This window comes from Pseudomonas graminis (assembly GCF_013201545.1).
GTDB lineage: Bacteria > Pseudomonadota > Gammaproteobacteria > Pseudomonadales > Pseudomonadaceae > Aquipseudomonas.
Genome location: NZ_CP053746.1, coordinates 1,100,400 through 1,115,821, shown reverse-complemented (window position 1 = coordinate 1,115,821; position 15,422 = coordinate 1,100,400). Strand labels below are relative to the sequence as shown.

The window sequence follows — 15,422 nt, the reverse complement described above, 5'->3', positions numbered from 1 at the left end:
CAATCAAGCGCGATCGCGCTCCAGAAGCGGCTTCAGATAGTGGCCGGTGTAGGACTGTTTCATGTCCGCCACCTGCTCTGGCGTACCGGTTGCGATGATCTGTCCGCCTTTCGAACCCCCTTCGGGGCCTAGGTCGACCAGCCAGTCGGCTGTCTTGATCACATCCAGGTTGTGCTCGATAACAACAACCGTGTTGCCGTGGTCGCGAAGTCGATGCAAGACGTCCAGCAGTTGCTGAATATCCGCGAAGTGCAGGCCGGTGGTGGGCTCGTCGAGGATGTACAAGGTTTTGCCGGTGTCACGCTTTGACAGCTCGCGCGACAGCTTCACCCGCTGCGCTTCACCACCCGAAAGCGTAGTCGCTGACTGGCCCAGCTTGATATAGGACAGACCCACATCCATCAGCGTTTGCAATTTCCGAGCGAGGGCAGGCACGGCGTCGAAAAACGCCCTCGCTTCCTCGATCGTCATCTCCAGGACCTCGTGAACGTTCTTGCCCTTGTACTTCACCTCAAGGGTTTCACGGTTGTATCGCTTGCTCTTGCACACATCGCAAGGGACGTAGATGTCAGGCAGAAAATGCATCTCGACCTTGATCAGGCCGTCACCTTGGCACGCTTCGCAGCGACCACCCTTGACGTTGAAAGAGAATCGGCCAGGTCCGTAACCCCGGGATCTTGATTCAGGCACGCCCGCGAACAGCTCACGGATTGGCGTAAACAGCCCGGTGTACGTCGCAGGGTTGGATCGCGGCGTACGTCCAATAGGGCTCTGGTCAATATCAACGACTTTGTCCAGGTGCTGCAGGCCGTCAATGCTGTCGTGTGCCGACGCCTCGAGCGTTGTTGCTCCATTGAGTGCAGTGGCACTGAGCGGGAACAGGGTGTTGTTGATCAGCGTCGACTTGCCCGAGCCCGACACGCCTGTCACGCAGGTCAGCAAGCCAATCGGTATTTCAAGATCGACATTGCGCAGATTGTTGCCCCGCGCGCCTTTGAGTTTGAGCGACAGCTTTTTATTACGAGGCGTTCGCTTGGCAGGCACGGCGATCTTCACCCGGCCCGACAGGTATTTGCCCGTCAGCGAGTCCGGATGATCCATCACTTCCTGTGGCGTGCCTTCCGCGACAATCTTGCCGCCATGCACGCCTGCACCCGGACCGATGTCGACCACATAGTCGGCTAGTCGAATTGCGTCTTCGTCGTGCTCGACCACGATGACCGTATTACCGATGTCTCGCAGGTGCCGCAACGTATCCAGCAGCCGATCGTTATCGCGCTGATGCAAGCCGATTGAAGGCTCATCGAGGATGTACATCACGCCGACGAGGCCTGCGCCGATTTGGCTGGCCAGACGAATTCGCTGCGCCTCGCCACCGGAGAGCGTGTCGGCGCTCCGGTCCAGTGTCAGATAGTCCAACCCAACGTTGACGAGGAACTGCAGGCGTTCGCGAATTTCCTTGAGAATCTTGTCGGCAATCTCGCCGCGGCGGCCCGTGAGCTTCAACTCACCAAAATAGTGGGTAGCGTCGCCAATTGGCATGTTGGTAACGGCTGGAAGTGTCTTCTCACCAACCCATACGTGACGTGCCTCTCGGCGCAACCGCGTGCCACGGCACTCGGGGCACGGCTGCGTGCTGAGAAACTTCGCCAACTCCTCGCGAACCGTGGTCGATTCAGTTTCGCGATAGCGCCGCTCGAGGTTGGGAACGATGCCTTCAAACGGGTGCGCACGTTTAACGATGTCGCCGCGGTCGTTAAGGTAACGGAAATCAACGCTGTCCTTACCGCTGCCGCCGAGCAGCACCTTCTGCAAATCCGCAGGCAGTTCCTTGAACGGCACCTCAAGGCTGAAGCGGTAATGTTTTGCCAGCGAGCCGAGCATCTGGAAGTAATAGACGTTTCGCCTGTCCCAGCCTCGAATCGCGCCTTCTGCCAGCGTGAGTTCGCCATTGACCAGGCGTTTGGTGTCGAAGAATTGCTTCACGCCCAGCCCGTCGCAGGTCGGACATGCGCCTGCAGGGTTGTTGAACGAGAACAGCTTTGGTTCCAGCTCGCTGATCGCATGGCCACAGATCGGGCAAGCGAATCGCGCGGAGAAAATGATCTCTTCGCCGGGCTCGTCGTCCATCGGCGCCACCAGCGCGATGCCGTCAGCCAGCTTCAGCGCGGTCTCAAAAGATTCGGCCAAACGCTGTTGCAGGTCCGACCGCACCTTGAAGCGGTCAACGACGACATCGATCGAGTGCTTCTTCTGTTTATCGAGCTTGGGAAGTTCGTCCAGCTCGCACAGCCGACCGTTCACCCGAGCCCGGACGAAACCCTGAGCGCGAAGCTCTTCGAAGACTGCCAGGTGCTCGCCTTTTCGCTCCCGTACCACGGGGGCAAGCAGCATCAGTTTGGCGCCTTCCGGCTGGGCCAGGACCAGGTCGACCATCTGACTGACGGTTTGCGCCTCCAGGGGAATGTCGTGATCCGGGCAACGCGGCTGACCCACCCGCGCATATAGCAAACGCAGGTAGTCGTAGATCTCGGTGATGGTGCCGACGGTCGAGCGTGGGTTGTGGGACGTGGACTTTTGCTCGATGGAAATGGCGGGCGACAGACCTTCGATCGTATCGACGTCCGGCTTCTCCATCATCGACAGGAACTGGCGCGCGTAGGCGGACAGCGATTCGACGTAGCGACGCTGGCCCTCGGCATAGAGCGTATCGAACGCGAGGGACGATTTTCCTGAGCCGGACAATCCGGTGATGACGATCAGCTTGTCGCGTGGAAGGGTCAGGTCGATGTTCTTCAGGTTGTGGGTTCGAGCCCCACGAATCAAGATCTTGTCCAAAGCTGGCCTCGCACGGCGGGCGTGTAAAACGTGGAAGTATACGGGCAAATACTGGATGGATACACACTATTGAAGCTGGGGCTGCCTCACCCGGAAAAAAAGAAACTTCCTGCGATGCGCGGCAAACCGTCGTATGTGCTCTCAACGATGGGACTGGTAGAATCGCCGCCGGTTCATACGAGGTTCCTTCATGCACGATTCTCACAGCGAGCGCATGAGCGGCAGCGAAACCCGCGCCGCGGGCGGTCTGGCGCTAGTGTTCGCCTTCCGTATGCTTGGCATGTTCATGGTGCTGCCCGTACTTGCCACTTACGGAATGGACCTGGCCGGCGCAAGCCCGCCACTCATCGGTCTGGCCATCGGCGCGTACGGCCTGACACAAGCGGTGTTGCAGATTCCGTTTGGCATCATCTCTGATCGCATTGGCCGTCGCCCCGTCATTTATCTGGGCCTGATCGTGTTTGCGCTCGGCAGCGTGCTGGCGGCCCAGTCCACCTCCATCTGGGGCGTAATCGCCGGTCGGGTTTTGCAAGGCGCGGGTGCTATTTCCGCTGCGGTCATGGCGTTGCTTTCCGATTTGACCCGCGAGCAGCACCGCACCAAAGCCATGGCCATGATTGGCATGACGATTGGCGTGTCCTTCGCCGTTGCGATGGTGGTCGGCCCCATTCTGACCGGTGCATTCGGCTTGTCAGGTCTGTTTCTGGCGACGGGCGCGATGGCGCTTGTCGGCGTGGCGATCGTTGCCTTCGTCGTGCCCAAGTCCACGGTTACCCTGCAGCACCGCGAATCCGGTCTGGCGCGACAGGCGTTGGGGGCGACGCTTCGTCATCCTGACCTGTTGCGTCTGGATCTGGGTATCTTCGCGTTGCACGCCATGCTGATGTCCAGTTTCGTGGCGTTGCCATTGGCGCTGGTCGAAAAAGCCGGCCTGCCCAAAGAGCAGCACTGGTGGGTCTATCTGACTGCGCTGCTGATTTCTTTCTTCGCGATGATCCCTTTCATCATCTACGGCGAAAAGAAACGTCAGATGAAGCGTGTTTTGCTCGGCGCCGTGCTGGTGCTGATGCTCACTGAACTATTCTTCTGGGAGTTCGGCGACACGCTGCGAGCGCTGGTCATCGGCACGGTGGTCTTCTTTACCGCATTCAATTTGCTCGAAGCGTCGTTGCCGTCGCTGATCAGCAAAGTGTCACCGGCGGGTGGGAAGGGCACGGCGATGGGGATTTATTCCACCAGTCAGTTCCTGGGTTCTGCTGCCGGGGGCATCTTGGGAGGGTGGCTTTTCCAGCACGGCGGACTGAATGTGGTGTTCCTGGGAGGCGCCGGGCTGGCCGCCATCTGGCTCGCGTTTGCTGTTACCATGCGCGAACCTCCCTACGTAACCAGCCTTCGCTTGCCGTTGTCGCCCGAGGCTCAACGCGACACAGGCCTTGCCGATCGCGTGTTGGCCGTACGTGGAGTAACAGATGCAGTAGTGGTTGCCGACGAGGCTGCCATCTATATCAAATTTGACAAAGAACTGTTGGATCGGGCGTCTTTCGACGAAGTGGTCAATCCAGCGTCGGAAACGTGTGAAGCCTAGGAGAACGTTATGGCCCGTGGGGTTAACAAAGTCATATTGGTCGGCACATGCGGCCAGGATCCCGAAGTCCGCTACATGCCTAACGGTAATGCCGTGACCAACCTGAGTCTGGCAACAAGCGAACAGTGGACCGATAAGCAAACCGGTCAGAAGGTCGAGAAGACCGAATGGCACCGTGTTTCGATGTTCGGCAAGGTCGCCGAGATCGCTGGCGAGTACCTGCGCAAGGGTTCACAGGTCTACATCGAAGGCAAGCTGCAGACCCGCGAGTGGGAAAAAGACGGCATCAAGCGTTACACGACCGAAATCGTCGTCGACATGCAAGGCACCATGCAGTTGCTGGGTGGCCGTCCTCAAGGCGACGGTGCTCCTCAGGGTCAGGGTGGTGGCGGTTATCAGAACTCCGCGCCGCGTCCGCAGCAGCAGGCCCGTCCGCAGCAGTCCGCTCCTCAGCCACAGCGTGAATCACGTCCTGCGCCTCAACAAGCGCCGCAGCCAGCGCCTGATTTCGACAGCTTCGATGACGATATTCCGTTCTAAGCTGCGCATGACCCAATCGCGATAACGCTGCAAACAAAAGCCCCCGTACAGCTCAGCTGTCGGGGGCTTTGTTTTGAGTATCGTTCGGGGACTACAGACCCAGATCCGACAACCCGGGATGGTCATCAGGTCGGCGGCCCAGCGGCCAGTGAAACTTGCGATCCGCTTCTTTGATGGGCATGTCATTGATGCAAGCGAAGCGTCTCGCCATTAGGCCGTCTTCATTGAATTCCCAGTTTTCATTGCCATACGAGCGGAACCAGTTCCCTGAGTCATCGTGCCATTCGTAGGCGTAACGGACCGCAATGCGGTTGTCGGTAAATGCCCAGAGCTCTTTGATCAAGCGGTAGTCGAGCTCTTTATTCCACTTGCGGATCAGAAACTGCTTAGCCTCTTCACGGTTCCCGGCGAAATCAGCGCGATTGCGCCATTGGGTGTCGAGTGTGTAGGCCAGCGACACCTTTTCAGCGTCCCGGCTGTTCCAGCCATCTTCCGCCAGGCGGACCTTTTCGATGGCGGATTCTCGAGTGAAAGGGGGAAGTGGCGGGCGAGTCTGGGCATTGGACGACATGATGGACCTCCAGGCGGTGATGATTCGGCGGTGAGTGGGACGTGTATGGCTAGGAACTGGAACGCAAGCGTTCTTCAAGTATTAACTGCGCAACAGCCTTGGCGCTTTCTGCAGCGCTGTAGTCGCCCATGACGCGGGCAACGGTGATTGCGCCTTCCATGAGGATGAGTAACTGGTTGGCCAAGGCCTGCGGATCTGCAATCCCAAGCTGCTCGCAGAGCCCCAGCGTGTAGTCCAGCAGCTTCTGTTTGTGCAGCTTGGCGATCAGACGGATAGGGTCCTCTGAGTCGCCGACTTCGCCTGCCGTGTTGATAAATGCGCAGCCGCGAAAGCCTTCGGACTCGAACCAGCCTTTGAGCACGTCAAACATATTCAGGATGCGCGCTTCAGGGGTGTCGGCCTTGTTTGATTCACTCCGAAACCAGTCCATCCAGCGCACGTCACGGGCGTTGAGCGCAGCGGCCGCGACCTCGTCTTTGGTAGCGAAATAGCGATAGATGCTTTTCCTCGCGACGCCCGACGTCTTCACCAAAAGGTCCATGCCGGTGGCCTGGATGCCGTTCTGGTAAATAAGCTGTTCGGCGGTCGCGAGGATTTTCTCGCGGGTGTTGGTCGTTGATGTATTCATGACGTTGAAGGTAGAACGTACGTTCTCCCACGTCAAGCCGCTCATTCAAAAACAGGCTCAACGCACTTGGTCGGACTCCGGCAGCGCACGTTTCAAATCCTCTGCGCTGGGTGAAGCCTTGGCCAGCGTAACCGGAATCGATTTGGCAGCAGGCACCTTGCTGCGTTCAGCGTGATGCCACAGCGGAACCAGTGGATTGCATTCAGGGTAATACGCCGCGCAGCAGTTTTCGGGGATGTCGTAGGCGATGATCTGCAGAGGTCCTACCGAACGCGAGACCTGTGGCTCGATGGCTGTAGTCACGTTGACCCAGTCTCCCGGTGTGAAGCCCAGTCGGAGGACATCGTTGCGGTTCATGAAAATGACTGCACGGGTGCCGCTGACGCCCCGGAAGCGATCTTCGTAGCCATAGATCGTGGTGTTGAACTGGTCATTGCTGCGCAGCGTCATCAACTGCAGCACGTCGCGACGCGTGTGGTTCGGGTACACATCATCGTTTTCTTCCAGCAGCTCGGGCGTGATGAACATCGCGCGGCCGCTCTCGGTTTTCCATTCGCGCTTAGCCGCCGCAAGGGGTCGGTGGAAGCCTCCGGGTTCCCACATGCGGGTTTCCATGTCGTGGAAAATCTCGGGGTAGACCTGAGCGATGCCCTGACGAATCAGCGCGTAATCGCGGCGCCAGGCGCTCCAATCGATTCGGGTGGCACCGGGTAATGTTGCCTCGGCGATGCCAGCGAGAATGGCGACCTCGGCACGGGCATGGGCGCTGGCCGGTTCGCTATTACCCTGCCAGGCTCGCACGCAGCCGGTGCTGTCTTCGGTGGTATAAACCTGCTCGACGCCGTCTTGCACATCCTTTTCGATGCGCCCGAGGCAGGGCAGTATCCACGCGTTTTTCCCCGGAACCAGATGCGTGCGGTTCAGCTTCGTGGCGATCTGAACGTTCAGGTCCAATGTATTCCAGGCCGGCTCCATGCGCGATGTGTCAGGGACTGCGCGCAGAAAATTCCCGCCGAGCCCGATGAATCCGCGCACGCTCCCGTCCAGAAGTCCTTCGCAGGTCTCGACGGTGTTCAGGCCTTTTTTCGACGGGACCGTGAAACCGTATAATTCCTCAATCTTATCCACAGGAATCTTTTTCGGGTCTTCGGTAATGCCGACCGTGCGCTGCCCTTGCACATTGGAATGACCGCGCACCGGGCAGATCCCGGCACCGCGCTTGCCGATGTTGCCGCGTAGCAGGAGCAGGTTCACCAGCATCTGCACGTTGGTCACGCCGCGCCGGTGTTGGGTGATGCCCATGCCGTAAACCAACATCACTCGCTCATGTCTGGCGTACACCGTCGCTACTGCCTCCAGCGCGCTACGGCTGAGTCCTGCCTGACGCTCGATGGTTTCCCACGGTGTTTCGAGCACGCAGTTGCAGAACTCGGCGAACCCTTCAGTGTGCTGGGCGATAAACGCCTGATCGATGATCCCGGGCTGACCCTTTGCCAGCGCCGCCTCGTCCATCTCAAACAGCGACTTGGCGATGCCTAGCACAACCGCCGTGTCGCCACCGATTGCCAACTGATGGTATTGGGTGCTGATGACCGTCGACTTCGGCCCGAGCATTTCCACCGGGGACTGCGGATTGACGAAGCGCTCGAGGCCGCGCTCGCGGATCGGGTTGAACGTGATGATCGGCACGTCACGCTGCCGGGCTTCACGCAGTTGGTGCAGCATCCGCGGGCTGTTGCTGCCCACGTTCTGGCCGAAAAACAGGATGCAGTCAGTGTGCTCGAAGTCATCCAGGGTCACCGTTCCTACAGGCACGCCGATACTTTCCTGCAAGCCGACCGAGGTGCTCTCGTGGCACATGTTCGAGCTGTCGGGCAAATTGTTGTTGCCGTAGGCGCGGGCGATGAGCTGGTACATGAACGACGTTTCCAGCGAGGCCCGGCCCGATGCATAAAAAACCACGCTGTCGGGCGTCATGCTTTTCAGCTGCGCGCCAATGTCACGGTAGGCTTCCTCCCACGTGGTTTCCTGGTAGCGATCGGTCGCAGCGTTGTACCGCATGGGGTGCGTGAGGCGGCCCTGTTGCTCCAGGTCGTAATCGGGCCACTGGCGCAGTTCGGTGAGCGTGTGACCGGCGAAAAAGGCCGGGTCGGTCTTGCGCGACGTCAGCTCCCAGGCCGTGGCCTTCGCGCCGTTTTCGCAAAACTCGAGGCTGTGGGGTTTGCCGGGCTTGGCCCACGCGCAGCTGACGCAGGCAAACCCGCCGGGCTTGTTTTGCTTGATCAGCGGCAGGCCTGCTCGAATCGGCGCCTGCTCGCGCCAGAGGATCTCCATCACCGACTTTGCCGAGCCCCAGCCGCCGGCGGCAGACGTGTAGGGGCGGTAATGGGCTTTGGGATGGATGAGCGACATGGGGTTGATCCTCGGCGGAGCGGGCGCACTGGAGACAGTCGCCCTCGTTAAGGCTACGACGAAGCGGCTCGGTAAAGGTTCGTTACATTTGCTGGCGGGCGGACCGTCAACGGCCAACATGACGATTGCGCCTAGGAAACGAACTTGCCGGATGAAATTCGATCAGTTCCAGAAGGCCTATTTTTCCACGGTTCCCTGACCGAAGGAGTGACTCGCGTTTTGCCGAATTTCAAACCCTTTCTGTTGCTGTGCCTGCTGTTGAGCGTTTTCAGCGTCAATGTTCAAGCCGCCGACGCCCCCGCCGCTGCCACTGCTCCCGCTGCCGCACCTGCCGACCCGGCGCCAGAGGATCCTGCCAAAGCGGAGATTTTGGTCAAAGGCGGATTGCTCGGCGCCATCAGTTCCAGCATCGACAGCGTGCAAGACAAGCTCGATGTAGATGGCCACTTGCTCGACTCCTGGCGCCTGCGCGCCGACCGAGCCGCTGACGAGATCGACGCGCTGGTCAACAAACCGCAGTCGCGCTCAGCGTGGCGGATCGCCGGCGATTTCGTGATGCTGTCCCTGGTGTGGGCGGGCGCGTTCCTGCTGCTCAACCGCATCGGCGCGTTTCTCGTCACTCGGTTATCACGGCATCGGTTCCTGATTCGCCGCGATCGCGTGGTCGGGGTGCTGGGCTATGTGTTGCCGTACATGGTGCCGGCGCTGATCTGCCTGCCGCTGACGCTCTACGTCAGTCACTTCATGCCGACCTCGGTGGGGCGCGCGCTGGCGCTGTGTCTGGCGTACTCGACCAGCAGCGGGATTTTCTCCACATCCGTGCTGTTGTCGCTGATCGTGCTGTTCAATTCGGGCCACAAACGGCCAGCGGTGCGCATCATTCGTCACTACGCGCCGCACCCGTTGTTCATCATCGGCTTTCTCGCGGCGTTGAGCGACGCGCTGACCAGTCCGCAGATTGCCCGGCTGTTCGGCGGCAACGTGACCACCAGCATCGCCGCGTTCACCGGGCTGATGGCGTCGGTCATGTTTGGCATGGTCGTCATCCGCATGCGTCGGCCGATCGCGCATCTGATCCGCAACCGTTCCCTCGGCGCCCGGCTGGCGCGGCCCGCGGTGCAACAGACGCTGAAGATCTTCTCCAGCCTGTGGCATTTGCCGATTCTGCTGATGATTCTGGTCTCGGCCGTGAATCTCATCGGCGCCGGCGAAGGCAGTCAGGAAGCCCTGCGTTGTGCGTTGCTGACGACGGTGTTGTTGATTGGTGCGGTGTTTCTCAGCACCTTGTTTCAGCACATGTTCAAGCCCACCGAGGTGCGAACCAACAGTGTTTACAAGGAGCGTTTGCTGAGCCTGTTGCACGCGGTCATGCGTATTGCGCTGGCGATCGGCTTCATCGAGCTGCTGGGGCGAATCTGGGGTTTTTCGCTGCTCGAATTCGCCCAACGCAATGCACTGGGCAAGGTGATCAGCGATTCGCTGAGCAGCATCGGTTTGATTTTGCTGGTGACCTGGCTGCTGTGGGTGGTGATGGACACGGCCATTCAGGAAGCCCTGAAGCCTCCGGCCAACGGACGTTCCGGGCGTCAGCCGAGCACGCGGGTTAAGACCATTCTGCCGCTGCTGCGCAACGCGATGAAGATCATCCTGGTGGTGATCTGCACCATCACGACCATGGCCAATCTGGGCATCAACGTCGCGCCGCTGCTGGCCGGTGCCGGGGTGGTCGGTCTGGCGATCGGTTTCGGTTCGCAGCAGTTGGTGCAGGACGTCATTACCGGGCTGTTCATCATCATCGAGGACACCATCTCCATCGGCGACTGGGTGGTGCTGGATTCAGGCCACGCCGGTACGGTCGAGAGCCTGACCATCCGCACCCTGCGTCTGCGCGACGGTAAGGGCTTCGTGCATTCGGTGCCGTTCGGGCAGATCAAGGCCGTCACCAACCAGTCCCGGCAATTCGCCTACGCGTTCTTCTCGTTCCAGTTCACCTACGACACGGACGTAGACGCGGCGACCTCGCTGATTCGTGAAGCGGGCCAGTCGATCAGCGATGATCTGCTACTGGCGAGCAAACTGCAGGGGCCGCTAGAAGTGTTCGGGCTGGACCGCATGGACATGAACGGCATTGTGATCACGGCGCAGTTCCGTACGTCATCGGGCGGGCAGTATGCAGTCAGTCGGGCGTTCAACGATCGACTCAAGCGACTTGTGGATAAGTCGGCGGAGGTGCGCTTCGCCCAAACTTATCCACAACTGGTGATGAGCCCGCACAATCGTCAGGCACCTGAAGGGGAAGAGGGCGCCGAGCAACAAGCGCTGCCCGGCAAGACCTCGGTGGTGAACAAGGACGGGTCAGAAAGCCCTGCCTGAGATCGGGCCACAGCCGAGTCGAGCGTCGTAACACGCCCCACTCGGCTGCGCTTATCTGAACAGCCGATCGCGCACCTGCAACATCAGCGCCTCATCCACCTCGCCCCAGTACTGCGGCTTGCCGGCGATAATGGCGGCGATGGGGATGCCGTCGCGGTAAACCAGCTTATTGCCCACAATCGCCGGGACTTTCGCGCCGGGCAGCAGCGTCCCGGCGAGATTGAGCGGGTCGACCCCGCTGACGGCAATCAAGCTGCCGTCCAGCGGACGTTTGCGGACTTCGCGCAGCAACGGGATGGCTTCGGGCAACGCGAACTGTTCACCCGCCAGGCCTGCCACGAAGCGCCCGCCGCGGATCTCTCCGCGCGCCTCAAGCCGATGGAACGTGCGCAGCAACTCGCGCCAGGTTGGCAGCCAATCCGCCTCGCGCTCCAGCAGGCGCCAGAACACCACACCGTATCGGCGCAGCAACGTCATTGCGACATGCTCCAGCGTGTCGCTGTCGATCCTTTGCGACGCGCCTTCTTCCTTCGCCGGCGCGCGACGCAACAATGCCCAGCGTCCGGCGTCGTCCATGCCGCCAATAAACGCACCGCGATTGCGTCGGCTGGTGTGGCTGGTGCGCTTGCTCGCCGGGGTAATCAGCGCCCGCAGCCCGGCGAAACTGTCGGCATTAACCAGCCCGGCGCCCACCAGCTCCTGCAGCGCCGTTTCCAGCTCGGCCCGCAGCAAGTGCGCCTCGCCGGTCAGCTCGTCGAAAAACATTGCACCCTGGCTCGACAACACCTCATGAACCTTCTGCGCGCGCAGGGATAATTCGGTCGGCGCCGGCTGCTCGGTCAGCCCGGTCCACAGGCGAACCTGAGGTCGGGGCAGCAGCACAATCGGCGTACTGCGCAACGCGGCGCTGCCAACCTTGCTGCGACTGGTCAGACGCATCCACACCACTTTGCCGGACCGACACAGGTCATCCAGCCAAATCGATGAATAATCCTTCAAGCGTGCCGGCAGCAGATCACTGTCCCACGCGCCTGCCGCCGACGAGAAACCCTCCAGCTGCGCGACGACTTCCGGCAGCGCGGCTTTGCCCTGGCTTCGGGTCGTGGCAGATAGATGCTGCCAGTCGAACAGGAATCGAGTGAAGTCTTGCAGCGACACAGGCTCGATTTCCCGGCGCAGGCGCTTGACCGTGTAACGGTGGATGCGCGACAGCAGATGCCGCTCGCACCATTCTTCCTCGCGGGCGTCAGGGTTGAACTGGCCGCGCAACACGTAACCTTCGTTCTCCAGCTGCGCCAGCGCCTGAGCGACCTCGTTCTGTGTCAGCGCCAACGGCTCGGCAATGGCCGGGACGGTGAGCGGGCCGAAACCGCTCAGCCGCGCACGCACGATTTCAACCCGCGCTTCGTCCTCGTTCCACGCTTCGTCGAACCCGGCCAGTGCCGCCAACGGCGGGTGCATTTCCGCAGCGGGGTAGAGCGCCTGCAAACAGGTCAGCCGCTCCAGCGGAATCCACAACGCCTGTTCCGGGGTGACCTGCAAGCGCGTGCCACGACCCGAGCGGGCCAGGCTTTCCAGCCATTTCATCCAGTCGCCGTGCTCGCGGGCCTCCACGCCGGTGATGCAGCCCAGGCTCATGAGCGCCTCGTGCATCTCATCCACGTTTTGCGGCTGCGGCCAGGCTTCATCGGCCACCGCTTTGATCGCATCGACATCCAGCGCGCCGAGATCGTCGGTGGATTCCGGGTCGCTCCAGCGCCGATTGAGCACCGCCTGGGTGCGACGTTCTTCCAGCGGCGCGTTGTCGAGAAACGCATACGGCTTGGCGTTGAGGATTTCCGCCGCCAGCGGCGAGGGCGCGGGCAAATCGCGACTGACCAGACGCACCTCGCCGTTCTCCATGCGCCGCAGCAGTTTCAGCCAGCTCTCGGCGTCCATGGCTTCGTGCAGGCAATCGTCCAAGGTCTGCTCGATCAGCGGATGCTCCGGCACTTCCCGCTCGCCCACCAGATTTTCCAGGCAGGCGATCTGGTCCGGAAACACCGTGGCAATCAAATCGTCGCTCTTGATCCGCTGCAGCTGCGGCGCCACTTTTCGCCCGCCGGTGTAACGCGGCAGGGCCAGTGCGACACCGGCGTTCCAGCGCCAGCGCACGCCGAACAGCGGCGCATCCAGCACTGCCTGAATCAGTAAATGCTCGGCAGTGGCGGAGTTGAGATAACGCCAGACTTCATCGAGCGCAAAACTGTGCGCCGTGGACAGCGACAGCACGATCGCGTCCTCGCTGGCGGCGGCTTGCAGCTCGAAGTTGAAGGTGCGGCAGAAGCGCTTGCGCAGCGCCAGGCCCCACGCGCGATTGACCCGGCTGCCGAACGGGGAATGAATGACCAGCTGCGTGCCGCCGGATTGATCGAAAAAGCGCTCAATGACCAGCGTGTCCTGTGACGGCAGCGCACCCAGGGCCGAGTGCGCGCGAGCGAGGTATTCAATGATCTGCTCGGCGCTGGCGAGGTCCAGGCCCAGGCTTTTCATCAGCCAGTCGGTGCAGGCCAGAAGGTTGCCGGGATGGGCGCTGAGCTGCTCATCGATGTCGGCCTGCAAACGTGCGACGGCAAAAGACAATTCATCGCTGCGCCCTGGGGCCTCGCCCATCCAGAACGGGATGTTCGGCGGCATGCCGTGGGCGTCCTCGACCCGCACGCGGCCGGACTCGACCCGCAGAATCCGGTAAGAGGTATTGCCCAGCTGGAAGATGTCACCCGCCGCGCTTTCCACGGCGAAGTCTTCGTTGACGGTGCCGATGTTGAGCGCCTGGGGTTCGAGGACCACGCTGTAATCGGCATTGTCCGGAATCGTGCCGCCGCTGGTGACCGCGGTGAGTTTGCTGCCGCGCCGACCACGCAACGTGCGGGTTACCGCGTCGCGATGCAGGTACGCCGCGCGCACGCCCTGACGCCCGCTGTAACCCTCGGCGAGCATGCTCAACAGCGCCTGATAATGGCCTTCGTCAACGTCGGCGTAGGGCGAAGCCTTGCGGAACAGCGCCAGCAGGTCCTGCTCCTGCCATTCCTGACAACTGACTTCGGCGATGATCTGCTGCGCCAGGACGTCCAGCGGTGCTTTGGGAATGACCAGCGTGTCGAGCTCGCCGCGCCGCACGCAATCCAGCAGCGCCGCGCACTCGATCAGATCATCCCGAGACACAGCAAACAGCCGTCCCTTGGGCGTGCCGCCTACGTGGTGACCGGAACGGCCGACGCGCTGCAAAAAGGACGCGATGGAGCGGGGCGAGCTGATCTGGCAGACCAGATCGACGTCGCCGATATCAATCCCCAATTCCAGCGAAGCGGTGGCGATCAGGACTTGGAGCTCACCGCGTTTCAGGCGCTGCTCGGCTTCGAGCCGCTGTTCCTTGGCCATGCTCCCGTGATGCGCGGCGACCGCCTCTTTGCCCAGCCGCTCGCTCAGATGCCGCGCCATGCGCTCGGCCAGCCGCCGGGTGTTGACAAAAATCAGTGTGGTGCGATGTCCACGCGCCAGCACAGCGAGCCGGTCGTAGACCAGTTGCCAGACGTCACTGGACATCACGGCGCTCAGGGCCACCGGCGGCACTTCGATAGCCAGATCCCGAGGGCGCGCGTGGCCGATGTCGACGATGGCGCACGATCGGCTGACCGGATCGCTGCCGACCAGAAAGCGCGAGACTCGCTCGATGGGTTTCTGCGTCGCCGACAGCCCGATGCGCAGCAGCGGTTTTGCGCACAGCGCCTGTAAACGCTCCAGCGTCAGGGCGAGATGACTGCCACGCTTGCCGGCGGCGATGGCGTGAATTTCGTCGACGATGACCGTCTGCGTGCTCGACAACATGCGCCGCCCGGAATCCGAGCCCAGCAGCACGTACAGCGATTCCGGCGTCGTCACCAAAATGTTCGGCGCAGTTTTACGCATCGCCGTGCGTTCTTTCTGCGGCGTGTCGCCGGTGCGCACAGCGGTGGTGATTCGCAGCCCGGGCAGCCCTTGCTGAATCAATTGATCGGTGATGCCCGCCAGCGGGTTTTGCAGATTGATCTGGATGTCGTTGGACAGCGCTTTCAAGGGCGAAACGTAAACGACAAACGTCTCATCGGGCAGCTCGCCGCCTCTCTCCAGCCCTTGATGCACCAGATCATCGATGACCGCCAGAAAGGCGGTCAGGGTTTTACCGGAGCCGGTGGGCGCGGCGATCAACGTGGACTCGCGGCGTTTGATCAGCGGCCACGCCTGGGCCTGGGCCGCGGTAATGGCCGGGAACGTGGAGCGAAACCACGCGCTGACCGCCGGATGAAAGGCGTCGAGCACCGGGTCGGGTGTCTGGAGAAGGTTCATCGCTAATTAATGCGGGCGCAGGAAGGCAGATGCAAGAGGCAGATACCGGGCCGAGTGATCGGCGGCGCGCCTCAGCAGCTTCACGCAGTCCGGCGCGCCCGAGGCTGTTG

Annotated in this window: 8 protein-coding genes; 3 read left to right on the top strand and 5 right to left on the bottom strand. The window is 61.3% G+C overall.

Annotated features, from left to right (window positions below):
- Window positions 1-3 precede the first annotated feature (3 nt).
- A complete protein-coding gene (gene uvrA / locus FX982_RS05035; RefSeq protein ID WP_172609874.1) occupies window positions 4-2,838 on the bottom strand; it encodes an excinuclease ABC subunit UvrA in 2,835 nt (944 codons plus the stop codon).
- A gap of 190 nt (window positions 2,839-3,028) precedes the next feature.
- Here uvrA and FX982_RS05030 point away from each other — a divergent pair, with 190 nt between their 5' ends.
- Both FX982_RS05030 and FX982_RS05025 read left to right on the top strand, forming a co-directional pair.
- On the top strand, window positions 3,029-4,423 hold the full coding sequence (locus FX982_RS05030) for an MFS transporter (protein WP_172609873.1): 1,395 nt from the start codon (window positions 3,029-3,031) through the stop codon (window positions 4,421-4,423).
- A 9-nt stretch (window positions 4,424-4,432) separates the two neighbouring features.
- On the top strand, window positions 4,433-4,963 hold the full coding sequence (locus FX982_RS05025; protein WP_172609872.1) for a single-stranded DNA-binding protein: 531 nt from the start codon (window positions 4,433-4,435) through the stop codon (window positions 4,961-4,963).
- Between the two features lie 91 nt (window positions 4,964-5,054).
- On the opposite strand, the gene FX982_RS05020 is transcribed toward FX982_RS05025, so the two are convergent.
- The 3 genes from FX982_RS05020 to FX982_RS05010 are packed head-to-tail and all read right to left on the bottom strand — an operon-like array spanning window position 5,055 to window position 8,574.
- Complete coding sequence (locus tag FX982_RS05020) at window positions 5,055-5,534, bottom strand: DUF1348 family protein (RefSeq protein ID WP_172609871.1); 480 nt, start codon at window positions 5,532-5,534, stop codon at window positions 5,055-5,057.
- 49 nt (window positions 5,535-5,583) lie between these two features.
- Complete coding sequence (locus tag FX982_RS05015; RefSeq protein ID WP_172612987.1) at window positions 5,584-6,162, bottom strand: TetR/AcrR family transcriptional regulator; 579 nt, start codon at window positions 6,160-6,162, stop codon at window positions 5,584-5,586.
- 57 nt (window positions 6,163-6,219) lie between these two features.
- On the bottom strand, window positions 6,220-8,574 hold the full coding sequence (locus FX982_RS05010; RefSeq protein ID WP_172609870.1) for an FdhF/YdeP family oxidoreductase: 2,355 nt from the start codon (window positions 8,572-8,574) through the stop codon (window positions 6,220-6,222).
- A gap of 219 nt (window positions 8,575-8,793) precedes the next feature.
- Here FX982_RS05010 and FX982_RS05005 point away from each other — a divergent pair, with 219 nt between their 5' ends.
- On the top strand, window positions 8,794-10,947 hold the full coding sequence (locus FX982_RS05005; protein ID WP_172609869.1) for a mechanosensitive ion channel family protein: 2,154 nt from the start codon (window positions 8,794-8,796) through the stop codon (window positions 10,945-10,947).
- Between the two features lie 51 nt (window positions 10,948-10,998).
- Here the strand turns inward: FX982_RS05005 and FX982_RS05000 are convergent, their stop codons facing one another.
- Window positions 10,999-15,312 carry a DEAD/DEAH box helicase gene (locus tag FX982_RS05000; RefSeq protein WP_172609868.1) on the bottom strand — a complete coding sequence of 1,438 codons (4,314 nt, stop codon included), beginning with the start codon at window positions 15,310-15,312 and terminating at the stop codon, window positions 10,999-11,001.
- Window positions 15,313-15,422 lie beyond the last annotated feature (110 nt).